Source organism: Phenylobacterium sp., assembly GCF_025351295.1.
Taxonomy (GTDB): domain Bacteria; phylum Pseudomonadota; class Alphaproteobacteria; order Caulobacterales; family Caulobacteraceae; genus Phenylobacterium.
The window spans coordinates 60429-82054 of record NZ_JANXWD010000043.1 but is presented as its reverse complement, the minus strand read 5'-3'; the positions used below and the strand labels follow the sequence as shown (position 1 = coordinate 82054).

General features: G+C 70.0%; 21 protein-coding genes. 13 read left to right on the top strand and 8 right to left on the bottom strand.

Going from position 1 to position 21626, the window contains the following annotated elements; genetic code table 11:
* The first annotated feature begins 88 nt into the window (after positions 1-88).
* Together Q0R13_RS06855 and Q0R13_RS06850 are read left to right on the top strand one after the other, a co-directional pair.
* The gene (locus tag Q0R13_RS06855; protein WP_293901429.1) at positions 89-1966 is read left to right on the top strand and encodes a monovalent cation:proton antiporter-2 (CPA2) family protein; all 1878 of its coding nucleotides are present in this window, start codon (positions 89-91) and stop codon (positions 1964-1966) included.
* A 21-nt stretch (positions 1967-1987) separates the two neighbouring features.
* On the top strand, positions 1988-2941 hold the full coding sequence (locus Q0R13_RS06850; RefSeq protein WP_293901426.1) for a 2-oxoglutarate and iron-dependent oxygenase domain-containing protein: 954 nt from the start codon (positions 1988-1990) through the stop codon (positions 2939-2941).
* 28 nt (positions 2942-2969) lie between these two features.
* Here Q0R13_RS06850 and Q0R13_RS06845 read toward each other — a convergent pair whose 3' ends face one another.
* The 4 genes from Q0R13_RS06845 to Q0R13_RS06830 are packed head-to-tail and all read right to left on the bottom strand — an operon-like array spanning position 2970 to position 6866.
* Entirely contained in the window at positions 2970-3215 is a 246-nt protein-coding gene (locus Q0R13_RS06845) for a MoaD/ThiS family protein (protein ID WP_293901424.1), read from the bottom strand.
* A gap of 17 nt (positions 3216-3232) precedes the next feature.
* A complete protein-coding gene (locus tag Q0R13_RS06840) occupies positions 3233-5521 on the bottom strand; it encodes a xanthine dehydrogenase family protein molybdopterin-binding subunit (protein ID WP_293901422.1) in 2289 nt (762 codons plus the stop codon).
* Positions 5518-6003: a (2Fe-2S)-binding protein gene (locus Q0R13_RS06835; protein WP_293901419.1), complete on the bottom strand. Its 486-nt coding sequence runs from the start codon at positions 6001-6003 to the stop codon at positions 5518-5520. Before Q0R13_RS06835 ends, Q0R13_RS06840 begins: the two co-directional genes overlap by 4 nt.
* Entirely contained in the window at positions 6000-6866 is an 867-nt protein-coding gene (locus Q0R13_RS06830) for a xanthine dehydrogenase family protein subunit M (protein ID WP_293901416.1), read from the bottom strand. Before Q0R13_RS06830 ends, Q0R13_RS06835 begins: the two co-directional genes overlap by 4 nt.
* Positions 6867-7140: 274 nt before the next feature.
* On the opposite strand from Q0R13_RS06830, the gene lepB reads away from it, so the two are divergent.
* Positions 7141-7914 (top strand): signal peptidase I, encoded by a 774-nt coding sequence (gene lepB, locus Q0R13_RS06825; protein ID WP_293901414.1) that lies wholly within the window; start codon positions 7141-7143, stop codon positions 7912-7914.
* Here the strand turns inward: lepB and Q0R13_RS06820 are convergent.
* Both Q0R13_RS06820 and Q0R13_RS06815 read right to left on the bottom strand, forming a co-directional pair.
* Complete coding sequence (locus Q0R13_RS06820; RefSeq protein WP_293901411.1) at positions 7911-8240, bottom strand: hypothetical protein; 330 nt, start codon at positions 8238-8240, stop codon at positions 7911-7913. The two genes, lepB and Q0R13_RS06820, sit on opposite strands and share 4 nt — an antisense overlap.
* Before the next feature lie 291 nt (positions 8241-8531).
* Complete coding sequence (locus tag Q0R13_RS06815; protein ID WP_293901408.1) at positions 8532-9305, bottom strand: aldolase/citrate lyase family protein; 774 nt, start codon at positions 9303-9305, stop codon at positions 8532-8534.
* A 241-nt stretch (positions 9306-9546) separates the two neighbouring features.
* Between Q0R13_RS06815 and Q0R13_RS06810 the strand changes: the two genes are divergently transcribed.
* From Q0R13_RS06810 to Q0R13_RS06780, 7 genes are all read left to right on the top strand, one after another.
* Positions 9547-10596 carry an alpha/beta hydrolase gene (locus tag Q0R13_RS06810; RefSeq protein WP_293901405.1) on the top strand — a complete coding sequence of 350 codons (1050 nt, stop codon included), beginning with the start codon at positions 9547-9549 and terminating at the stop codon, positions 10594-10596.
* Between the two features lie 80 nt (positions 10597-10676).
* Positions 10677-10922, top strand: coding sequence for an aa3-type cytochrome c oxidase subunit IV (locus Q0R13_RS06805; protein ID WP_293901402.1), 246 nt, complete (start codon positions 10677-10679; stop codon positions 10920-10922).
* A 134-nt stretch (positions 10923-11056) separates the two neighbouring features.
* Complete coding sequence (locus tag Q0R13_RS06800) at positions 11057-12190, top strand: Re/Si-specific NAD(P)(+) transhydrogenase subunit alpha (RefSeq protein WP_293901399.1); 1134 nt, start codon at positions 11057-11059, stop codon at positions 12188-12190.
* 4 nt (positions 12191-12194) lie between these two features.
* A complete protein-coding gene (locus Q0R13_RS06795; protein WP_293901396.1) occupies positions 12195-12515 on the top strand; it encodes a proton-translocating transhydrogenase family protein in 321 nt (106 codons plus the stop codon).
* Positions 12512-12808: a nucleotidyltransferase domain-containing protein gene (locus Q0R13_RS06790; RefSeq protein ID WP_293901393.1), complete on the top strand. Its 297-nt coding sequence runs from the start codon at positions 12512-12514 to the stop codon at positions 12806-12808. Before Q0R13_RS06795 ends, Q0R13_RS06790 begins: the two co-directional genes overlap by 4 nt.
* The gene (locus tag Q0R13_RS06785) at positions 12805-13149 is read left to right on the top strand and encodes a HepT-like ribonuclease domain-containing protein (protein ID WP_293901390.1); all 345 of its coding nucleotides are present in this window, start codon (positions 12805-12807) and stop codon (positions 13147-13149) included. The genes Q0R13_RS06790 and Q0R13_RS06785 overlap by 4 nt, the downstream gene beginning before the upstream one ends.
* Positions 13146-14561, top strand: coding sequence for an NAD(P)(+) transhydrogenase (Re/Si-specific) subunit beta (locus Q0R13_RS06780; RefSeq protein WP_293901387.1), 1416 nt, complete (start codon positions 13146-13148; stop codon positions 14559-14561). Before Q0R13_RS06785 ends, Q0R13_RS06780 begins: the two co-directional genes overlap by 4 nt.
* A 19-nt stretch (positions 14562-14580) precedes the next feature.
* Here Q0R13_RS06780 and Q0R13_RS06775 read toward each other — a convergent pair whose 3' ends face one another.
* Both Q0R13_RS06775 and Q0R13_RS06770 read right to left on the bottom strand, forming a co-directional pair.
* Positions 14581-15888 (bottom strand): calcium-binding protein, encoded by a 1308-nt coding sequence (locus Q0R13_RS06775; RefSeq protein WP_293901385.1) that lies wholly within the window; start codon positions 15886-15888, stop codon positions 14581-14583.
* Between the two features lie 26 nt (positions 15889-15914).
* Entirely contained in the window at positions 15915-16256 is a 342-nt protein-coding gene (locus Q0R13_RS06770; RefSeq protein ID WP_293901382.1) for a helix-turn-helix transcriptional regulator, read from the bottom strand.
* A 135-nt stretch (positions 16257-16391) separates the two neighbouring features.
* On the opposite strand from Q0R13_RS06770, the gene Q0R13_RS06765 reads away from it, so the two are divergent.
* From Q0R13_RS06765 to Q0R13_RS06755, 3 genes are all read left to right on the top strand, one after another.
* Entirely contained in the window at positions 16392-19337 is a 2946-nt protein-coding gene (locus tag Q0R13_RS06765) for an autotransporter outer membrane beta-barrel domain-containing protein (protein WP_293901379.1), read from the top strand.
* Between the two features lie 172 nt (positions 19338-19509).
* Complete coding sequence (locus Q0R13_RS06760) at positions 19510-20349, top strand: M23 family metallopeptidase (RefSeq protein WP_293901376.1); 840 nt, start codon at positions 19510-19512, stop codon at positions 20347-20349.
* A gap of 226 nt (positions 20350-20575) precedes the next feature.
* A complete protein-coding gene (locus Q0R13_RS06755) occupies positions 20576-21625 on the top strand; it encodes an aldo/keto reductase (RefSeq protein ID WP_293901373.1) in 1050 nt (349 codons plus the stop codon).
* Position 21626 lies beyond the last annotated feature (1 nt).

The following is a 21626-nucleotide window of genomic DNA, read 5'->3' as shown; positions in this document are numbered from 1 at the left end:
CGCGCGTGAGAACAGTATCGCGAAAAATTCATCGATTGATGAAGAGGCCGGCGTGGCTCCCGATCCCCGCGTGTAGGTTGGAGCCGTGATGCATCCCCAGTCCCTCCTGATCCAGGCCCTGGTCTACCTGGCCGCCGGGGTGATCTCGGTGCCGATCGCCAAGCGCCTGGGGCTGGGCTCGGTGCTGGGCTATCTGATCGCCGGCGCCATCGTGGCGGCGCTGCACCTGGTGGGCGAACAGGGCGACGTGCGGCACTTCGCCGAGTTCGGCGTGGTGATCCTGCTGTTCCTCATCGGGCTGGAGGTGCGGCCCGCCCTGCTGTGGCAGATGCGCACCTCGATCTTCGGGCTGGGGCTGGCGCAATTGCTGGCCAGCGCCGCCGTGATGGGCGCCGTCGCCTTGATGTTGGGCGCCAGCTGGCAGGTGGCGGTGGCCTCCGGCCTGATCCTGGCCATGTCATCCACCGCCATCGTGCTGCAGAACCTGGAGGAGAAGGGGCTGCGCCAGGGGCCGGTGGGGCAGGCGGCGTTCGGGGTGCTGCTGTTCCAGGACTTGGCGGTGATCCCGCTGTTCGCGCTGCTGCCGCTGCTCGCCACGACGCCGCACCCCGGTGTCGCGATGGCCAGCCCCGACCCCAGCCTGCTGGAGGGCCTGCCGGCCTGGGTGCGCATCCTGGCGACCCTGGCGGCGATCGGCGGCGTGGTGGTCGGCGGCCGCTACCTGACCCGGCCGATGTTCCGCTTCATCGCCGCGGCCCGGCTGCGCGAGATCTTCACCGCCTCGGCCCTGCTGCTGGTGGTGGGGGTCGCCGCGCTGATGGAGCTGGTCGGGCTGTCGCCGGCCCTGGGGGCCTTTCTGGCCGGGGTGGTGCTGGCCGAGAGCGAATTCCGCCGCGAGTTGGAGACCGATATCGAGCCGTTCCGCGGCCTGCTGCTGGGCCTGTTCTTCATCACCGTCGGCGCGGGGCTAAACATCGGGCTGATCATCGCCCGGCCGGTGCTGATCGTGTCCCTGACCCTGGGCCTGATCGTGCTCAAGGCGCTGGCCATGTGGGGCGTGGGCCTGGCCTTCCGGAGCAACCGCCGCGACGCGGCCACCGTCGCCGTCTCCCTGGCCCAGGGCGGGGAGTTCGCCTTCGTGCTGCTGACCTTCGCGGTGGGCGCCCGGGTGCTGGATCCGGCCCAGGCGGCGCTGGCCACCTCGGTGGTGGCGCTGTCGATGGCCCTGACCCCCCTGGCCTTCGCCCTCTACGAGCGGCTGGTCCTCAACCGCACCAAGGCCCGGGCCGAGCCCGAGCGCCTGCCGTTCGACGACGGGGCGCCTGACGCCATCGTCGCCGGCTTCGGCCGCTTCGGCCAGATCGCCACCCGCCTGCTCACCGCCAACGAGTTCAAGGTGGTGCTGCTGGACTCATCGATCGAGCAGATCGACACCATCCGCCAGTTCGGCTGGCAGGTGCACTACGGCGACGCCACCCGCCTGGACCTGCTGCGCGCGGCCGGGGCCGCCAAGGCCAAGCTGCTGCTGGTGGCCATCGACGACAAGGACAAGGCCGTGGAGCTGGTCAAGGCGGCCACGGAATACTTCCCCAACCTGACCATCATGGCCCGCGCCTTCGACCGCCGCCACGCCTACGAACTGATCCAGGCCGGTGGCGACGAGGTCGAGCGGGAGACCTTCGAGAGCGCGCTGAACTTCGGGCGCAAGGCCCTGGTGCGCCTGGGTTTCTCCGAGCGGCGGGCCAAGCAGGTGGCGACCATCTTCCGCGACCACGACCTGGCGCTCTTCAAGCGCCTGGCCCCGGTCTATGGCGAGGAGGAGCGCTACATCATGGCCAGCCGCGACAGCCGCGCGACCATGGAAAAGCTGCTCGGCGCCGAGATGCGGCGGCTCGCCAAGGAGGAGGCCGAGGACGCCGACAACGACCCCAAGGCGCCGCCACGGCCCCGGTTGGAGGCCAGTTAGGCCGGGTGTAAGGATGGCGAAATGAGCCAAGCCCACGCCCTCCAGGACCATATCGAGCCGGTCTCCTTCACCCTCTACGCCCAAGACTTTCCGGCCTTCACCCAGCAGCTGGGCGACAGTTTCGCCCGCTGGGGGTTCGCGGTGATCTCCGACCACGGTCTGCCCGACGCCAAGGTCGAGGCCGCCATCGACGAAACCAAGGCCTTCTTCGCCCTGCCCGAGGCGACCAAGCTGGCCTACAGGCTGCCGGTGGCCGGCCAGCGCGGCTACACCCCGTTCGGCGTCGAGACCGCCAAGGGCGCCGCCCACTTCGACCTCAAGGAATTCTGGCACGTCGGCCGCGACCTGCCGCCCGGCCATCCGTTCCGCAACCACATGGCCGACAATGTCTGGCCCGACCCCGAGCTGCCGGGTTTCCGCGACAAGGTGGGCTGGCTCTACCAGGCGCTGGACCGGACCGGCCTGAAGGTGCTGGAGGGCGTGGCCAGCTACCTCGGTCTCGACCGGCATTTCTTCGACCCGACCGTCGAGGTCGGCAATTCGATCCTGCGCCTGCTGCACTATCCGCCCGTGCCCAAGGAGGGCCCGCACATCCGCGCCGGGGCGCACGAGGACATCAACGTCATCACGTTGCTGCTGGGCGCCGAGGAGGCTGGGCTGGAGGTCAAGGACCACGACGGCCGCTGGATCGCCATCAACCCGCCGGCCGGCTCGCTGGTCTGCAACATCGGCGACATGCTGCAGCGGCTCTGCAACCACCGCCTGCCGTCGACCACCCATCGCGTGGTCAACCCGGCCCCCGAGCGCCGCGGCTTCCCCCGCTACTCGACGCCGTTCTTCCTGCACTTCAATTCGGACTACCTGATCCGGACCCTGCCCAGCACGGTGGATGCGACCCATCCCGACCGCTATCCGCAGCCGATCACCGCCGATGACTACCTGCAGGAGCGGCTGCGGGAGATCAAGCTGGCCTGAAGTGTCCGGGCCGCTCCGCGCCCGCTAGCTAGCCGCCGCCGATCTTGGGGATCAGATAGACCTCGCTGTCGGGGCCGATGGGCGAGAACCAGGCGTCCTGGTGGATCTCGCCGTCGATGGCGAACGCCATCTTGCGGTCGATGAAGTCGCCCAGGCCAGGGAACCGCGCGTCGAGGGCGCCGATCAGTTCGCGCACCGTGGCGGCCTCGACGTCGAACGCCGAGACCCCGCCGGTGAAGGGCCAGCAATCGCTGCCGGCGACCACGTGCGCCATCGCCCGGGCCTCGCCGCTCAGCCCTGCCGGCGATCCATCGCGGCCAGCACCACCGGCGGCGACAGCGGCAGGTCCGGCATCCGCACCCCGATCGCCGCGCGGACCGCATTGGCCACGGCGGCCAGCGGCGGCACGATCGGCACCTCGCCGACCCCCTTGGCGCCGAACGGATGGCGGGGGTTCGGCACCTCCACCAGGATGGTGTCCAGCATCGGCAAGTCCGACGCCACCGGCATGCGGTAGTCCAGGAAGCCGGCGTTCTCCATCTTGCCGTCGCGGTCGAAGATATAGGCCTCGTTGAGCGCCCAGCCGACGCCCTGGGCGACGCCGCCCTGCACCTGGCCCTCGACATAGGCCGGGTGGATCGCCTTGCCGACATCCTGGGCGGCGGTGTAGCGCACCACGTCCACGCGACCGGTGTCCGGATCGACCTCCACGTCGCAGAGATGCACGCCGAACCCGGGCCCCGCGCCCTGGGCGTTCAGCGAAACCTGCGCCGAGATCGGCCCGCCCATCCGCCCCGACTGGGCGGCCAGGGCCTCCAGGGTCAGCGGTTTCTTGTCTGGCTTGGCGGGATCCAGGCACCGGGCCTGGCCGCCCTTCCATTCCACCTGCTCGACCGTGGTCTCCCAGAGCTTGGCGGCGCGCTTGCGCAGCTCGGCCACCACCTGCTCGGCGGCCTGGACCACGGCCATGCCGGTGGCGAAGGTGGTGCGGCTGCCGCCGGTCAGCATCGAATAGCCGATCGAGGCGGTGTCGGCGATCATCGGGCGAACCCGCTCGACGGGCAGGCCCAGGGTCTCGGCGGCCATCATCGCCATCGAGGCGCGGCTGCCGCCGATGTCGGGGTTGCCGGTCACCACCACGGCGCTGCCGTCCTCGCCGATGTGCACCGCCGCCGTGCTCTCGCCACCGATGTTGAACCAGAAGCCGACCGCCAGGCCGCGGCCCTGGTTGCGGCCCAGCGGAGCCTTGTAGTGATCGCTGTCGCGGATCGCGGCCAGGGTCTCGACATAGCCGATGTTCTGGAAGGTCGGGCCGTAGGCGGCCTTGGTCCCGTTGTGAACGGCGTTCTTCTCGCGGATCGCGATCGGATCCATACCCAGCTTCACGGCCAGCTCGTCCACGGCGCTTTCCACCGCGAACGCCACGATCGGGGCGCCGGGCGCGCGATAGGCCGCGACCTTGGGCGTGTTGGTCACCACGTCCCAGCCGGTGATGGTGAAGTTGGCCAGGTCGTAGCACGCCAGCGCGGTCATGCAGGCCGCGCCCACCGGTGAGCCCGGGAAGGCGCCGGCCTGGAATTTCAGCTCCACCTTGGCGGCCGTGATCGTGCCGTCGGCGGTGGCGCCCAGCTTCACGTGCATGACCGAGCCGGAGGTCGGGCCGGTGGCGCGGAACACCTCGTCGCGGCTCATCACCATCTTCACCGGGTGGCCGCTGGCGCGCGACAGGGCCAGCGCGACCGGCTCCAGATAGACCGTGGTCTTGCCGCCGAAGCCGCCGCCGATCTCGGCCGGGGTGACCCGGATGTCGGAGATCTCGCGGCCCAGCACCTTGGCGCAATAGGTGCGGACCATAAACTGGCCCTGGCTGGAGCTCCACACCTCGCAACGGCCGTCCTCGGCCCAGGCAGCGACGCAGGCGTGCGGCTCGATATAGCCCTGGTGCACGGCCTGGGTGGTGTAGCGCTGCTCGACCACCACATCGGCGGCGGCGAAGGCCTGGGCGATGTCGCCGCGCTCGTTGTAGTGGCGGCGCGCGATGTTCGAGGCGCTGGCCGGCTTGGCCGGCAGGCCTTCGGTGAACAGGTGGGCGTGCAACAGCGGCGCGCCGGACGCCATCGCGTCCTCGACCTCGGTGACGTGCGGCAGGACCTCGTAGGTCACCTTGATCAGCGCCAGCGCCGCATCGGCGACCTCGGTCGAGACGGCGGCGACGGCGGCCACGGCGTGGCCGTCATAGAGCGCCTTGCCGCGGGCCATGACGTTGAGCGACAGGTCGCGCAGGTTCGAAGCCTGCTCGCCGCCCTCGTGCATCTCCGAGGCCAGGTCGGGGAAGTCGGCGGCCGTGACCACCGCCTTGACGCCCGGAAGGCCGCGGGCCTTGCCGGCGTCGATGCTGACGATGCGGGCGTGGGCGTGCGGGCTGCGCAGGATCTTGCCGACCAGCTGGCCCGGCATGTTGAAGTCCGCGCCATAGGTGGCCCGGCCGGTGACCTTGTCCGCGCCATCCGGACGGATCGGGCGGGTGCCGACGACGTTCAGCACCGCCGCGGCGGCGGGCTTCTCAAGCGTTTCGCTCATGCGATTTTCTCCTGCCGAAGCTCGGCGGCGGCGTCCATGACCGCCCGGATGATCTTGTCGTAGCCGGTGCAGCGGCAGAGGTTGCCCGCCAGCCAGTACCGGGTCTCGGTCTCGGTGGGGTCCGGGTTGACGTCCAGCAGCGCCTTGGCCGCCACCAGGAACCCGGGCGTGCAGAAGCCGCACTGCAGAGCCGCGTGCTCCAGGAACTTCTGCTGCAGCATGTGCAGCTGGCCGCCCTGGGCCATGCCCTCGATGGTCGTGACGCGGCGGCCCTCGACCTCGGGGGCCAGCACCAGGCACGAGCAGACCAGCCGCCCGTCGACCGTGACGCTGCAGGCGCCGCAGTCGCCCGAGCCGCAGCCCTCCTTGGCGCCGGTCAGGTTCAGCTCGTCGCGCAGGGCGTCCAGCAGGGTCATCCCCGGCGTCGCCAGGAACTCCACCGGATCCCCGTTAACCGTGGTCGTGACGTGTGCCTTGCTCAAAGCTGTCCTCCCGCCCGCGCGAAGGCGATCAGCGCCGCTCGCCTGGCCAGTACGCCCGCGATGCGGGTCCGATAATTGGCGGTGCCCCGCTTGTCGCTGATCGGCCGGCAGGCGGCGCGCGCCGCCGCCTCCATGGCCGCGAGGCTGGCCTCGTCCAGCCTGCCGCCCACCAGCGCCGCGCCGGCCTCGGCGACCAGCAGGGCGGTGGGCGCGACCGCGCCCAGGGCGACATGGGCCTGGGCGACGCGGCCCTGCGCGTCGAGCACCAGATTCACGCCGACGCCGGCCACCGCGATGTCCATTTCGGTGCGCGGGATCAGCCGCAGGTAGGCGTCCGAGGCCCGGGCCGGCCGGGGCGGCAGGCGGAACTCGAGGATGAATTCGCCCGGCGACAGCGAGGTCTGGCCTGGCCCGGTGGCGATGGCTTCCACGGGCGCCTCACGCCGGCCGTTCGGCCCGACGATGACGCAGGTGGCCCGCGCCGCGATCAGGGCCGGCACGCCGTCCGCGGCCGGCGAGGCGTTGCACAGGTTGCCGGCCAGGCTGGCGCGGCCCTGCACCTGGGTCGAGCCGATCAGGTTCGCGCCCTCGACCACGCCCGGCCACGCCCGGACCAGGCCGACGTGCTCGCCCAGGACCGCGCCGGAGGTGGCGCCGCCGATCACGTAGCCGCCGGCCTCCTCGCGGATGCCGATCGCCCCGGCGACGCGCTTCAGGTCGACGATCACGTCGGGCTTCACCCGGCCGGCGCGAAGTTGCACCAGCAGGTCGGTGCCGCCGGAGAGCGGCCGGGCGCCTGTTGCCGCGAGGGCCGTGGCGGCTTCCTCCGGGCTGGATGGCGCGACATACGCAAGCTGGGACAAAGGGCCTCCGTCCTCGAATGGTGCGGTTGGCGTCCAAGCCGGGCGCGGCGTCGAGCCCGGCGGGGGTCGCAGGCGCGGCGTTGGCCGCGTGGTCGTCTGACGATGCGTCTTCCAGCCCCCCGAGGTCAACCGGGGAGATCGCCGGAACGGCTTGCGACCGCCGTCGGGACGTCCGCGCGACGCTGTCCGGACAAGACGCCGGTTGCCCCGCGCGCCGCGCCGCTTCACAGCTTGGACCCGGGCGCCGGACGCCTCCGCCAGGTTCAGGACCTCCATGACCGACGCCACCGCCGCCCCGCCCAGGAAGAGCTTCCGCCAGGAAGCCGTCGAGACGATCAAGACCGTCGTCTACGCCCTGCTGATCGCCTTCGTCCTGCGCGTGGGGCTGTTCGAGCCGTTCACCATCCCCTCGGCCTCGATGGAGCCTGGCCTGCTGACTGGCGACTACATCATCGCCACCAAGTGGAACTACGGCTGGAGCCGCTATTCGATCCCGCTGAACCCGCCGCTGTTCCACGGTCGCGTGCTGCAGTTCGGCCAGGGTCCGCAGCGCGGCGACGTGGTGGTGTTCAAGCTGCCCCGCGACCCCAGCGAGACCTATGTGAAGCGCCTGATCGGCCTGCCGGGCGACCGGGTGCAGGTGAAGGGTGGTGTGGTGTTCGTCAACGACAAGATGATTGTCCGCACGCCGGCCGGAGACACCCAGGACCCCGAGGAGCCCGGGCTGACCGTGGCCCAGTTCCGCGAGACCCGCGCGGACGGCAAGCCCTACGTCACCTTCGACCGCGGCCCTGACGGCGACCTCGACAACACCGACGTGTATGTGGTGCCCGAGGGCTACTACTTCATGATGGGCGACAACCGCGACAACTCCTCCGACAGCCGGGTCAATCCGGCCGTGGGGGGCGTCGGTTATGTCCCCGCCGAGAACCTGATCGGCAAGGTGCGGATCGTGCTGGTGGCCTGGAAGGGCGGGGCGTCGCTGTTCAACCCGATCACCTGGGTCGCGCGGTTCGACCCGTCGCGGATCCTGAAGCCCGTCAGCTAGGGTCGGCGGTACTCGTCGAAGCTGAGGACGCCGTCGTGATTGGCGTCGAGGCGGGCGAACTCGGCGGCCTTGAGCACCGGCCGCGCGAGGGAAGGCACGGCGACGGCGCCGACCGCGGCGGCGGCGGCCAAGCCGGCGATCAGGCGCCAGGTCTTTCGGGCCGGCCGAGGACTCTGCGGCTCGACCTGGCCGTCGATGAAGGCGCGCAGCACCTCGCTGGCGGAGCGCCCCTCGTTCTGGCAGCGGGCCATGAAGGCCTGCTTGGTCGGGTAGGGGATGCGGATCTCGAGCGTTTCGCTCTTCTTCAGCTTGGCGGGTGCGGTCATGGGCGGGCCGGTGTTGCGACTGGCCGGGACGGAACCCGATTTGGCCCGCGCGCGACAGTGAAATCTTGTCCAGACAGCGGGTTGAGGCGCCGCGGTCGATTACCCTCCACGCGTGTCATCCCGGTTTCCCGGCACGCGAAGACCGGGACCCACGACCGGGCTCGGTCCATGCCCGCCATGCCCGCTATTCGCGCGTCGAGCTTGATCGTGGGTCCCGGTCTTTGACTTTGCCAAAACCGGGATGACACCGGTGGGCGATGACACCGGTGGGAGGTGAGGCGGGTAAGTGATTCAATCCTTCCCTTCGATGTGGTCGCGCATCTGTTTGGCCTCGCCGCGGCCGGCCATCAGGTAGCGCATGTCGGCGCCGACGGTGACCAGGTCGAAGCCGCGGGCGATCATCGCTTGAGAGTAGGCGACGCTGGTGGTGTGGACGCCGGTCCGGATGCCCGCGGCCTTGCAGGCGGCCAGGATGCGGTCGAAGGCGGCCAGCAGGCTGGGCTCCTGGCTGTCCTGGTTGGGCTGGCCCCCGTGCGACAGCGAGAGGTCCGAGGGGCCGATGTAGATGCCGTCCAGGCCCGGCGTGGCGACGATCTCGTCCACATTGGCCAGGCCGTCGGCGGTCTCGACCATGGCGAAGGTGAGCAGTTCGGCATTGGCCTCCGGATAGTAGCCCGGGCCGGCGTACATCGAGGCGCGGATCGGCCCGAAGCTGCGATAGCCCAGGGGCGGATAGCGGCAGGCGCCGACAAAGGCCTCGGCCTCGGCGCGATTGTTGATCATCGGGCAGATGACCCCATAGGCCCCGGCGTCCAGCGCCTTCATGATCTCGCCGGGCGCGTTCCACGAGACGCGGACCAGCGGGGTGACCGGCGCCGCGGCCATGGCCTGCAGCATGGCCACCATGTCGTCATAGCCGATCAGGCCGTGCTGGGTGTCGATGGTGACGGCGTCCCAGCCCTGGGAGGCCATGGCCTCGGCCAGGAAGGCGCCCGGGATGTTGCACCAGGCGTTGATGACCGGCCGGCCCTCGGCCCAGATCTGGCGCAGGCGGTTGGGGCGCATGGGCGTCTCCTTCAGCAAGGGCCGCCGCGCCCGCGAACGGACTCCGGCAGGGTGTCGGCAATGGGACTAGACGTCACCAGCCCCCTGCGTGTCATCCCGGTTTCGCGGAATACCCATGGGTCTCTGACAGGCGCGATGCGCCTCGCTGGATGGCGCCCCTGGGGAATGGGCACGCGCGAGAGGCGTAGCGACTTGCCATTTTTCAAACGGTCGTTAGACCCCAAGTGGCATGGCGAACGATATGACCGACAAGCCCAAGGCGGCGACCGAGACCTACGACGACCAGCCGTTCCACTCGGAGAACCTGCCGCCGGAAGTGCGCGCGCCGCTGGCCGCGTTCCAGGGCGCCGAACCGCCCTCGCCACAGTGGTTCAAGGACGCCATCGCCGAGGAACCGGAGCGCGGCTTCGTCACCTCGCATGGCACGCAGCTGGAGGTGCTGACCTGGGGCGAGCTGGGCAGGCCCGGCCTGCTGCTGATCCACGGCAACAGCGCCCACGCCGACTGGTGGAGCTTCATCGCCCCCTTCCTGGCCAAGGACTATCGCGTCACCTCCATGTCCCTGGCCGGCATGGGCAGTTCCGGCTGGCGCGACACCTACCGGTTCACCGATTTCGCCGACGACGCCGAGGCCTGCGCGCGGGGGACCGGCCTCTATGACGGTGGGCGCAAGCCGATCTACATCGGCCACTCGTTCGGCGGCGGCCAGGTGTTCTTCGCCGCCATGCAGCGGCCCGAGATCATGCACGCCGCGGTCCTGGTCGACACCGGCTTCGGCGGCCCGCCGCCCGAGGTGCTGGAGGAGCGGAAGAAACGCGCCGAGCAGATCCGCAACATCCCCACCCTAGACAAGCCCAGCCGGGTCTACGCCACCCTGGAGCAGGCGCTGGGCCGCTTCCGCCTGATGCCGCCGCAGCCGGCGGAGAATACCTACGTCCTGGACTTCATTGCGCGGCGCTCGCTGAACCGGGCGCCGATGGCGGATGGATCCGGTGAGGGCTGGACCTGGAAGTTCGATCCGGAGATGTGGGAGAAGCTCGACCGCTCCGGCATGATGTCGATGATGAGCCTCGCGTCCGCCGAGGCCATGCCCAAGGCCACGGTGCCGATGGTTCACCTCTATGGCGACAAGAGCCGCATCATCGACCGCCGGGCCGCGGGCGAGCCCAGCTTCCTCTCCAGCCAGATGCGCGAGATCGAGATCCCGGATTCGCATCACCATGTGATGATCGATCAGCCGCTCGCATTGGTCGCAGCCCTCAGGACCCTGCTGGCGACCTGGCCGGCTTGAGCGTGGGCGGCGGTTCGTGTATCGCCCGCGACGACCTTTCCTTCATCCCGACCTTTCCTTCATCCAAGAGTGAAATCCTGATGGCCGGACCTTCTTCCGACTACCACCACGGCGACATGGACATCCGTGAGCAGCAGTCGACCTTCCATCTCGTCATGGGCATGACCAAGTGGGGCTCGCTGATCCTGGCCTCGTTCCTGCTGTTCGTGGTGCTGTGGTTCTGCACGCCCAGCTTCGGCTTCATCGGCGGCGGCTTCTGTGGCGTGGTGCTGCTGGCGCTCGGCATCCTGCTGCTGCGCGACAACAAGGCCGCTCCGGCGCACTGAAACTTTCGGCGGAAGGCTGACCGGCCCCCGTCCGCGCGGGGGCCTTGTCATGTCCGGGGCGCGTCTGGACATCGGGTCAAGACGCCCACTATGGTCGCCGCGCTGTCGGGCTTGATCGGGGGACTACGCAGACCATGGCCGTTATCGCCGTCACCAAGGAGCGCCGCGCCGGGGAGACCCGCGTGGCCGCCGTTCCCCAGACGGTGAAGAAGCTGATGGCCGCCGGGTTCTCGGTGGTGATCGAGAGCGGCGCAGGCGTCGCCGCGGCCTATCCGGACGCCGACTACGAGGCCGCCGGCGCCAGTATCGCCAAGACCGCCAAGGACGCCCTGGCCAAGGCCGACATCCTGTTCAAGGTCCGTGGCCCGGAGGCCGACGAGATCGCCGTGCTGAAGTCCGGCACGATCGTCGTCGCCACCCTGAACCCCTACATGGAGCGCGCCACGCTGGACGCCCTGGCCAAGCAGGGCGCGACAGCCTTCGCCATGGAGTTCGTGCCGCGGATCACCCGGGCGCAGGTGATGGACGTGCTCTCCTCCCAGGCGAACCTGGCGGGCTACCGCGCCGTGATCGAGGCCGCCGAGGCCTACGGCAAGGCCATGCCGATGATGATGACCGCCGCCGGCACCATCGCCGCGGCCAAGGTGTTCATCATGGGGGTCGGCGTCGCCGGCCTGCAGGCCATCGCCACGGCCCGGCGGCTGGGCGCGGTGGTCACCGCCACCGACGTGCGGCCGGCCACCAAGGAGCAGGTGGAAAGCCTGGGCGCCAAGTTCCTCGCCGTCGAGGACGAGGAGTTCAAGAACGCCCAGACCGCCGGCGGCTATGCCAAGCAAATGAGCGAAGCGTACCAGGCCAAGCAGGCCGAACTGCTGACCGGCCACATCGCCAAGCAGGACATCGTCATCACCACCGCCCTGATCCCGGGCCGCCCGGCGCCGCGGCTGGTCAGCGCCGGCCAGGTGGCCTCGATGAAGCCGGGCTCGGTGATCGTCGACCTGGCCGTCGAGCAGGGCGGCAATGTCGAGGGCGCGAAGCTGGGCGAGGTCGCGGTCACCGCCAATGGGGTGAAGATCCTGGGCGTGGCCAACCTGCCCGGCCGGATCGCCACCGACGCCTCGGCGCTCTATGCGCGCAACCTCAACGCCTTCGCCGGCCTGTTCCTCGACAAGGAAGGCCATTTCGCGCCGGACTTCGAGGAAGAGATCCTGAAGGCGGCCTTGGTCACCCAGGGCGGCGCCGTCGTCCACCCGTCGCTGAAGGATTAGCCCCATGGATGTCGATCCCACGGTCTTCCGCCTGGCGATCTTCGTGCTGGCGATCTTCGTCGGCTATTATGTGGTCTGGAGCGTCACCCCGGCCCTGCACACGCCGCTGATGGCGGTGACCAACGCCATCTCCTCGGTGATCATCGTCGGCGCCCTGCTGGCGGCCGCGGCGCATGCGCCGGGCGGCGAGCTGACCGGCGGCATCCTGATCTCTAAGGGCGCCGGCGCGATCGCCGCCGGCTTCGCCGCGGTCAACATCTTCGGCGGCTTCCTGGTCACCCAGCGGATGCTGGCGATGTACAAGAAGAAGGACAAGCCGAAGTGAGCCGTGAGCTTCTCGAGCAAGCTCTTGAGGCGATCCGCGCGAAACGCGCCGACGCGCGAGATCATGGCATCGACTTGATCGGAGTTGTGGGCTCGGTAGCCCGCGGTGAGGCCAAGCCGGAAAGCGACGTCGATGTCGCGTATGCGGTTGTTGGGCCCGCGTCGCTCTTCGACCTCGGCGGCATCTTGATGGATCTTCAGGACGAACTGGGCCGCAAAGCTGACATGGTCGATCTCGCCGGGGTCAGGCCGCGGATGCGCGCCCATATGGAACGCGACCTTGTTCGGGCATGAACGACGTTGATCGGAGCCTGCTTGAAGACATGCTCGCCTACGCTGCCGACGCCATCATGTTGTTGGGCGACCGGGATGCAGCTGAGGTTGCTGCTGACATGCGGACTCACTACGCGGTCATCCGCGCTGTCGAGGTGGGTGGGGAAGCAGCGTCCAAGGTCTCGGTGGACCTCCGCGCGGACCTTGCTGCTGTGCAGTGGCGGAAAGCCATTGGAATGCGTCACGTGCTGATTCACGACTACAACCGCGTGAATGTCGGGCTGCTGGTCGAGACCGCTCGGGACCACTCTCCACAACTGGTGAGACAGCTGCAGACCGCCCTAGGGGACAATCCGGAATGAACGCCAACATCGCGGCCATCCTCTATCTCGTCTCCGGGGTGCTGTTCATCCTGGCCCTTCGCGGGCTGAGTTCGCCGACCACCAGCCAGGCGGGCAACCGCAATGGCATGATCGGCATGGGCATCGCGGTCGCGGTGACCCTGGTGACGCTGTTCGGCCAGGGGAAGCTGGACGTCCTGACCATCGGGCTGATCCTGGGCGGCGTGGCCGTCGGCGGCGGCGTGGGCGCGGTGATCGCCCGGCGGGTGGCCATGACCTCGATGCCGCAGCTGGTGGCGGCCTTCCACAGCCTGGTCGGCATGGCGGCCTGCCTGGTGGCGGTGGCGGCGATCTATACCCCGGCCGCCTATGGCATCGCCGGAGACGACGGGGTCATCCAGCTCAAGTCGCTGATCGAGCTCAGCCTGGGCCTGGCGATCGGGGCGGTGACCTTCTCCGGCTCGGTGATCGCCTTCGCCAAGCTGAACGGCAACATGAGCGGGGCGCCGATCCTGCTGCCCGGCCGGCACATCCTGAACCTAGCGCTGGGCCTCGGCATCGTGGTGCTGGTGGTGTTGTTGGTGATCAGCGGCGGCACGGCGCTCTGGGCCTTCTGGGGCATCTTCGCCCTGGCCCTGATCCTCGGCTTCACCCTGATCATCCCGATCGGCGGGGCGGACATGCCGGTCGTGGTGTCGATGCTGAACAGCTACTCCGGCTGGGCGGCGGCGGCGCTGGGCTTCACGCTGGAGAACATCACCCTGGTGATCACCGGGGCGCTGGTGGGCTCCTCGGGGGCCATCCTCAGCTACATCATGTGCAAGGCCATGAACCGCAGCTTCATCTCGGTGATCCTGGGCGGGTTCGGGGCCGACGACAGCGCCGCGGCCGGGGGCAAGGTCGAGACCCGGCCGGTCAAGCAGGGCTCGGCGGAGGATGCGGCCTTCATCATGAAGAACGCCTCCAAGGTGATCATCGTGCCCGGCTACGGCATGGCGGTGGCCCAGGCCCAGCATGCGCTGCGCGAGATGGTCGACAAGCTCAAGGAAGAGGGCGTGGAGGTGAAGTACGCCATCCACCCCGTGGCCGGCCGGATGCCCGGGCACATGAACGTGCTGCTGGCCGAGGCCAACGTGCCCTACGACGAGGTGTTCGAGCTGGAGGACATCAACGCCGAGTTCCCGACCGCGGATGTGGCCTTCGTGATCGGCGCCAACGACGTGACCAACCCGGCCGCCAAGACCGACCCGACCTCGGCGATCTACGGCATGCCGATCCTGGACGTGGAAAAGGCACGCACGGTGCTGTTCGTGAAGCGCGGCATGGCGGCGGGCTACGCCGGCGTCGAGAACGAACTGTTCTTCCGCGACAACACCATGATGCTGTTCGCCGACGCCAAGAAGATGGTCGAAGGGATCGTGAAGTCGCTGTAGCGCGCGTCGGGCAGCGGCCTCAGCCGAAGATGTCCGCCGCGCCGCCCAGGCTCTGGCCGGTGACCACAATGGGTGGCTCGCCAGGGGCGCCTTCCGGCGTGGTGGCGTGGGGGCCGCCGACCATGATGTAGCCGTCGACGACGCCGTCGCCGTTGAGGTCGACGTCAACACGGCTGAGGATCGTCAGGGGCGGGCCGAAGCCGTGCGCGCCAGAGAGCGTCGGGGCCGTCTGGTCCGTGGCGGTGGCGCCATCGGTCGGGTGCGGGGTGAGCCGGGCCAGGCCGCCCTGGCTGTTGACCACGCGGTCGCCCTGGTCGGCGTTGAAGTCGAGGATGACGCCGAAGAAGAAGCCGCCCGGGTGTTCGCCGGCGGGCTCGCCGGGATGTGGCCCCCGGATCACGAAGGTGTCGGCGCCCTCGCCGCCGATGGCCACCACGGTCGCGGTGAGCTCGATCCGGTCGTTGCCGGCCCCACCGTCGAGGGTGTCGTGGCCGCCGCCGCCGACCAGGGTGTCGTTGCCGGCCCCGCCCAGGATGTGCTCGTTGGCGGCGGTGCCGGTCAGCAGGTCGTCGCCCGCGGTCCCCTTGATGACCAGCGGGGCGGGCGCCTCCGGCGCGGCGGCCAGGACGATCGCCTCCGCCGCCTTGGCCGCGGTGTCTGCAGGCTGCGCCTGAAGGGGCGGCGGTTGCGGCGTGGGCGCGTCCGTCCGCGCGACGACCGCCGCGGGCGCCTCGGCCTCGGCCGCCAAGGTCGTCGCATGAGTGGGGTCCTGGAGGGCGGCGGCGGGGGTCGTGACCTCGCGGTCCTGCGCGTGGATGTCGCTGTCAGCGGTGGGCGCAGCCGGCGGCGGCGGGTCATCGGGCGCCGCCGGCGCATGCGGCAATTCCGCGGCCTGGGCGTGGTCTCCGAGCCCGGCGGTCTCATAGAAGAAGGCGGAGGCCACCACCAGGGCCAGCAGGGTCTGGGCCTGCCGCGTGCTCATGTCGAAGGGCAGGATGGTCGCCGACTTGGGCGCCACCGCGTCCTCGGGGGCGGTCAGGCGCTCACGCAGGGCCGAGTGCAGGTCGGCGCCCTCGTTCATGGCGTCGTACACCGCCGAGTGCACCACGAAGACGCCGCCGATCCGGGCCACGTGGATCAAGACGTCGCCGTCGGCGTCGGTCACCACGCACCAGGGGTCGCCTTCGTCTGTGGCGCCGAACACCGCCTCCACCTTGACCCCGCCGGCGTTGAGGCGGTCGGCGAAATCTTCGAGGCGCGCGCGTTCGCTCTCGGTCCAGTCGCCGGAGTCGCGTACGCGGGCGATGAAGGGAACAACCTGGCCCATGAGTTATGGAAGCATCTCCTCGCGGTTCAGGCGGTGGCCCGATCGCGGTCGGTCTGGGCTGCGGCGGTCCCGGCGCCGAACAGCAGGCGGTAGAGCTCGGGTTCGTAGTAGCGCAGCAGGGTGCGGGCGAAGTCGCCGGGCTCCAGGCCCAGCGCCAGCGCCCAGGCGCCCTGGGTCTCGATGGGCAGGCGACCGAGGCCGCTCTCCACCTGGCTGACGAAGGTGTAGTAGCGAAGTCCAACCTTTTCCGCCAGTTCCGCCTGGGTCAGGCGGGCGGTCTCCCGCGCGGTCTTCAGCCAGCGGCCGGCCTGCTGGCGCAGCACCTTGGTATTGGCGGCCTTGGCGGGGTCGGTCGCAGGTCGGGGCATCGCGGGCTCCGGTCGGGGTCGCACGCACACCCTTGCGGGAGTCGTGCAAGCCAAGTACAGTTATTATGCAACTAATAATTATACGACTAATAGCCACTCGTGACGGCTATCACGTCAATCGGAATCGGGAAACCCATGAAGCGTCTGTTTGTGTCCGCGGCCCTGTTGCCGCTGCTTTGGGCTGCGACCGCCGCGGCGGAGGCCAAGATCACCACCGCGACCACCGCCCCGGTCCGCACCTCGACCGCGGCCAGCGGCCGGCCGGACAGCGTCACCATCGATACGACCGGGACCATCGCGCCGACTGCGCCCGGCGCCGCGGTGACAGTCGATTCCGCCCACGCCGTGACGAACAACGGCGCGATCAGCTTCAACAATGTCTCCGGCGCCACGGGCATCGCGATCAACAGCGGCGTGAGCACGACCGTCACCAACGCCGGCGCCATCAACGTGGTCGAGGACTACTCGGCCACGGACACCAACGGGGACGGTAATCTGGACGGCCCCTTCGCCCAGGGATCGGGCCGATACGGGATTCGCGCCACGGGACCGGCGCCAGTGACCGGCGCCATCGTCAGCAGCGGCGCCATATCGGTCGAGGGTAACGATTCCGTCGGGATCTCCGTGGAGACCCGGCTGAACGGCAGCCTGACGAGTTCCGGGGCGATCACCGTGCTGGGCGATCGCACGGTCGGCGTTCGCGCGGCCTCCGTCAGCGGCGATGTGAGCATCACCGGGTCGATCGGCGTGACCGGGGCTGGCGCCACCGCGGTCCAACTGGGCGACGTGGGCGGGACCCTGCTGGTGCGGAGCGCGATCACCGCCACCGGCTACCGCAACCTCACCCGGCAGACCGACGCCGTGCGGGCGCTGTTCGGCGCCGACGACCTGTTGCAGGGCGGACCGGCCGTGTCCGTCACCGGCAGCGTCGGCCACGGGATCCTGCTGGACGTGGCCGCGGACACCACCCAGGCCACCGCGGCGATCACCTCCGCGAGCGCCGCGCCGGCCCTCGACATCGGCGGGCCCGCGGCCACCACGATCGGGGCCGTGGGAACCGGCGACCAGGCGTTCGGCCTGATCAATCGCGGCTCGATCACCGGCGCCGGGGTCAACGACGGGGTGGCCGCCATCGGCCTGCGGATCGGCCGGGCCGGCGGCGGCACGGTCACGGTCCAGGGCGGGATCAACAACCAGGCGGGGACCATCGTCGGCCGGGCCAATGGCGCCCAGGCCACCGCGTTGCTGCTGAACCCCGGCGCGGTCGTCACGACGTTCCGCAACTCCGGAACCGTGGGCGCCGAACAGAACGGCGGCCTGCACGACGCGCGCGCCATCGTCGACCTTTCGGGGACCCTGGCCCTGGTGCAGAACTCCGGCGCGATCAAGGCGGTGGTCAACCCCGTCACCGGCGTGGCCCAGACCGGCCGGGCGATCGCCATCGACCTGAGCGCCAACACGACGGGCGCCGTCGTGCGCCAGGCGAAGGTCAACACGACCGACGCGCCGTCGATCGGCGGCGACGTGTTGTTCGGCTCGGGCGATGACCGGCTGGAGCTGCTGGGCGGGAGCTTCGCGGGGACCATGAACTTCGGGGCTGGCGCCGACACCCTGATCCTGGACGGCGGCGCGACCGCCGCGGGGCGCATCGTCGACGGCGACGGCAGGCTCGCGATCGACGTGCGCAGCGGAACCCTGGCGGTGGCCAATGCCGAGACGGTGAAGATCTCCAGTCTCAACCTGGGGGCCACGGGCGTGCTGGCGTTCAACATCGACCCGACGGTGACGACCATCCGCCTCAAGGTCGCCGGCGCGGCCACGATCGTCACCGGCGCCCAGGTGGCGGTGACCCTGGCCAGCCTGTCGCGCGGCGCGAAGTCGTTCCAGGTGGTGCAGGCCGGCAGCCTGACGGTGGGCCAGGCCGGCGCGACCCTGGCGGGCGCCCCCTATCTCTATGCGGCCAGCCTGCGGGCCGACACCGCCGCCGGCGCTCTCTATGTGGACCTGCGGCCCAAGACCGCCGTCGAACTGGGCCTCAACCGTTCCGGCCGCGAGGCCTATGGCGCGGTGTTCGAGGCGCTGGACAAGGACGCCAAGATCGAAGCGGCCTTCCTGGGCCAGGCCACCAAGGCGGGCTTCCAGGGGCTCTACGACCAGATGCTGCCGGACCACTCCGGCGGGACCCTGATGTCGGCGGCGGCGGTCTCGCAGGCGGTGTCACAGGCGGTGGCCGAGCCGCTGAAGATCGACAAGGACGCGGCGACCGGCGTCTGGGCCCAGGAGATCGCCTTCAACCTGCGCCGCGACCGGGCCGACGCCGCGGGCTTCCTCAGCCAGGGCTTCGGCTTCGCGGCCGGCCTGGACCTGCAGGGGCAAAGCAACGCCCTGGGCGCCAACGTCAGCTTCGTGACCACCGACGTGAAGGACCGCGGCGCGGCGGCCGGCGAGCAGGTGAGCATGAACGTGCTGGGCGCCGGCCTCTACTGGCGGCTGGACGGCGGGCCGCTGCAGGCCACGGTGCGCGGCGGAGTGGGCTATGCCTTCCTCAGCGGCGACCGGCGGCTGGTGTCGAGCACGCTCGACCTGCGCGCCAAGTCCGACTCCGGCGCCTGGATGGCGGACGGCTATGCCGGCGCCGCCTACGCGTGGCGGCTCGGCGGCTTCTATGCGCGGCCGCAGCTCTCGGCCAGCTACCTGCGCCTGTCCGAGGGCGGCTATCATGAGACCGGCGGCGGTACCGGCTTCGACCTCAGCGTCGATCGCCGCACCGGCGACCTGCTGACCGGCGAGGCGCTGATGTCGGTGGGCTGGCGGTTCGGCGACGAGGTCTACTGGGCCCCCGAGGTCACGGCCGGCTACCGCGCCAAGCTGGCCGGCGGCCCGGCGAAGACCACCGCCCGTTTCGACGGTGGCGCGACCTTCACCCTCGACCCCGAGGACGCATTCAAGGGCGGGGCGGTGGTTCGCGCCGGCATCCGCGGCGGCTCCGGCCTGGCGCTCTACACCCTCAGCGGCGGTGCGACGGTGGACAAGGACTACCGGGAATACGACGTCCGCGCCGTGATCCGGTTCCAGTTCTGAGCGGGGCGCGGTGGGCTGAATTTGCCCGCGGCGCGGATATTGCCTAGAACGCCCGCCGATCCTCCGTCCGGTCCCGGACGGGGACCGCCTGCGCCTGGGAGCCTGTATCGCGTTGGATCTGAGGTCGATCCTGAGAGGGCGCAGCAAGCGCATCGCCGCCGAGGGGGGGATCGTGACCGTCGCGGCGCTCAGCGCCTTCGCGGTGGCGCACGCCTCCCTGCTGCTGCCGTCCAAGGTCACCCATCCCAGGGCGCCGGCGGCGGCCCTGGCACGCGCTGCCCTGCGGCCGAGCGCCGGGACGGCCCAGGAGGACGCGTTCCTGATCTCGTTCGTGGAGCCGGTCCCCGGCCATGCGGTGGTCTCGCCGTTCGGCCTGCGCCAGCTGCCCTGGGAGGAGAACGGCCGCCTGCATGAGGGCGTCGACATCTCCGCCGACGCCGGGGTGCCGGTGCGGGTCGCCGCCGACGGCGTGGTCGTGGCGGCCGGCGAAGGCGGTGGCTACGGGCGCTATGTGGCGGTGCGCCACGCGGTGGGCCTGACCACCTTCTACGCCCACCTGGGCAGCGTCGCCGCGGGCGTGAAGCCCGGCCTTGCGGTCACCGCCGGCCAGGCGGTGGGTCAGGTCGGCTCCACCGGATCGTCCACCGGACCGCACCTGCATTTCGAGATCCGCGACGCCGCCGATCATCCGCTCAATCCGGCGATGTTCCTGGGCAAGGCCTTCGCCGAGAAGGGCGACCTGCCGCTGGACCTGGCCAAGCGCTACTCCGGCCGGGTACGGATCGCCTATGTGTCGAACATCCCGGCCAGCAAGCAGGCGCTGATGGACGCCAAGGCCGGCAAGTCGATCGTCGTCCGCCGCCGCGAGACCAACGACGCCGAGGACCTGGCGGCGGCCGAAAAGAACCTCGAGGGGCAGGCCCGCGCGGCCGCCAAGAGCGAGAAGATCGACGGCCTGAAGGGCCTCTCCATCGGCCCCGACGGCCGCCCGCGAGCCCAGCTCTCGCTCTAGTTCAACGCCCTTGCGCGTTAGCGCTGTCAGTATTCAAACCACTGAAAACACTGAAAACGCTGAAGCGCACCGGGGCGGGCTCGGCGCTTGGGCATGTCCGGCCTCTTTCCGTGTTTTCAGTGGTCTGGATCTTGGCGGCGCCTGCGGCGCGCAATGCTTCTCCGCCGAGAACGTCTCGACGCCGTCGCAATCGTCTCCCATATCGGACCGACAGGAGCGCCATCGCATGAAGTACAACCAACTGGGCCGCACGGGTCTTTATGTGTCCGAGATCTGCCTGGGGACCATGACCTTCGGCGGTGGCCAGGACGCCGGCATCTGGAAGGCGATCGGGTCGCTGCCGCAGGGCGAGGTGGACGCGATCATCGGCCGGGCGCTGGCGGCCGGGGTGAATTTCTTCGACACCGCCGACGTCTATTCGTTCGGCGCCTCGGAAGAGCGGCTGGGCCAGGCGCTGAAGAACCTGGAGGTCAAGCGCAAGGACGTGGTGCTGGCGACCAAGGTGTTCGGCCAGATGGGCCCCGGTCCAAACGACCGCGGCGCGTCGCGCGGGCACATCATGGACTCTGTGCAGGCCAGCCTCGACCGTCTGCAGACCGACCACATCGACCTCTACCAGATCCACGGCAACGACACCGTCACCCCGATCGACGAGACGCTGCGCGCCCTGGACGACCTGGTGACCCAGGGGCTGGTCCGCTACGTGGGCGTCTCCAACTGGGCGGCCTGGAAGATCGCCAAGGCCCTGGGGCTGAGCGAGGCCAAGGGCTATGCGCGGTTCGAGACCCTGCAGGCCTATTACACCATCGCCGGGCGCGACCTGGAGCGCGAGCTGGTCCCGATGCTGACCTCGGAACAGCTGGGCCTGATGGTCTGGTCGCCGCTGGCCGGCGGCCTGCTATCCGGCAAGTTCGGGCCGGGGTCGAACAACCCCACCGACGCGCGGCGCACCAACTTCGACTTCCCGCCGGTGGAGCGCGACCGGGCGTGGCAGTGCGTCGAAGTCATGCGCGAGGTCGGCGACGCGCACGGGGTCTCGGTGGCGCGGGTGGCCCTGGCCTGGCTGCTGGCCAAGCCGCACGTGATGAGCATCATCATCGGCGCCAAGACCGTCGAGCAGCTGGACGACAACCTGGCCGCGGTGGACCTGGGCCTGACCGCCGAGGAGGTGGCCAAGCTGGACGCGGTCAGCGAACTGCCGAGCGAATACCCCGGATGGATGTTCGGCCGGCAGGGCGGCGGGCGCGTGCCGGCCCCGTTCAAGAAGCCGGCCTGAG

Excerpts from the sequence above, each read along its gene's own strand:
- Q0R13_RS06855 (WP_293901429.1), top strand. The coding sequence starts at position 89 with ATGCATCCCCAGTCCCTCCTGATCCAGGCCCTGGTCTACCTGGCCGCC.
- Q0R13_RS06850 (WP_293901426.1), top strand. The coding sequence starts at position 1,988 with ATGAGCCAAGCCCACGCCCTCCAGGACCATATCGAGCCGGTCTCCTTC.
- Q0R13_RS06845 (WP_293901424.1), bottom strand. The coding sequence starts at position 3,215 with ATGGCGCACGTGGTCGCCGGCAGCGATTGCTGGCCCTTCACCGGCGGG.
- Q0R13_RS06840 (WP_293901422.1), bottom strand. The coding sequence starts at position 5,521 with ATGAGCGAAACGCTTGAGAAGCCCGCCGCCGCGGCGGTGCTGAACGTC.
- lepB (WP_293901414.1), top strand. The coding sequence starts at position 7,141 with ATGACCGACGCCACCGCCGCCCCGCCCAGGAAGAGCTTCCGCCAGGAA.
- Q0R13_RS06820 (WP_293901411.1), bottom strand. The coding sequence starts at position 8,240 with ATGACCGCACCCGCCAAGCTGAAGAAGAGCGAAACGCTCGAGATCCGC.
- Q0R13_RS06815 (WP_293901408.1), bottom strand. The coding sequence starts at position 9,305 with ATGCGCCCCAACCGCCTGCGCCAGATCTGGGCCGAGGGCCGGCCGGTC.
- Q0R13_RS06810 (WP_293901405.1), top strand. The coding sequence starts at position 9,547 with ATGACCGACAAGCCCAAGGCGGCGACCGAGACCTACGACGACCAGCCG.
- Q0R13_RS06805 (WP_293901402.1), top strand. The coding sequence starts at position 10,677 with ATGGCCGGACCTTCTTCCGACTACCACCACGGCGACATGGACATCCGT.
- Q0R13_RS06800 (WP_293901399.1), top strand. The coding sequence starts at position 11,057 with ATGGCCGTTATCGCCGTCACCAAGGAGCGCCGCGCCGGGGAGACCCGC.
- Q0R13_RS06795 (WP_293901396.1), top strand. The coding sequence starts at position 12,195 with ATGGATGTCGATCCCACGGTCTTCCGCCTGGCGATCTTCGTGCTGGCG.
- Q0R13_RS06785 (WP_293901390.1), top strand. The coding sequence starts at position 12,805 with ATGAACGACGTTGATCGGAGCCTGCTTGAAGACATGCTCGCCTACGCT.
- Q0R13_RS06780 (WP_293901387.1), top strand. The coding sequence starts at position 13,146 with ATGAACGCCAACATCGCGGCCATCCTCTATCTCGTCTCCGGGGTGCTG.
- Q0R13_RS06775 (WP_293901385.1), bottom strand. The coding sequence starts at position 15,888 with ATGGGCCAGGTTGTTCCCTTCATCGCCCGCGTACGCGACTCCGGCGAC.
- Q0R13_RS06770 (WP_293901382.1), bottom strand. The coding sequence starts at position 16,256 with ATGCCCCGACCTGCGACCGACCCCGCCAAGGCCGCCAATACCAAGGTG.
- Q0R13_RS06765 (WP_293901379.1), top strand. The coding sequence starts at position 16,392 with ATGAAGCGTCTGTTTGTGTCCGCGGCCCTGTTGCCGCTGCTTTGGGCT.
- Q0R13_RS06755 (WP_293901373.1), top strand. The coding sequence starts at position 20,576 with ATGAAGTACAACCAACTGGGCCGCACGGGTCTTTATGTGTCCGAGATC.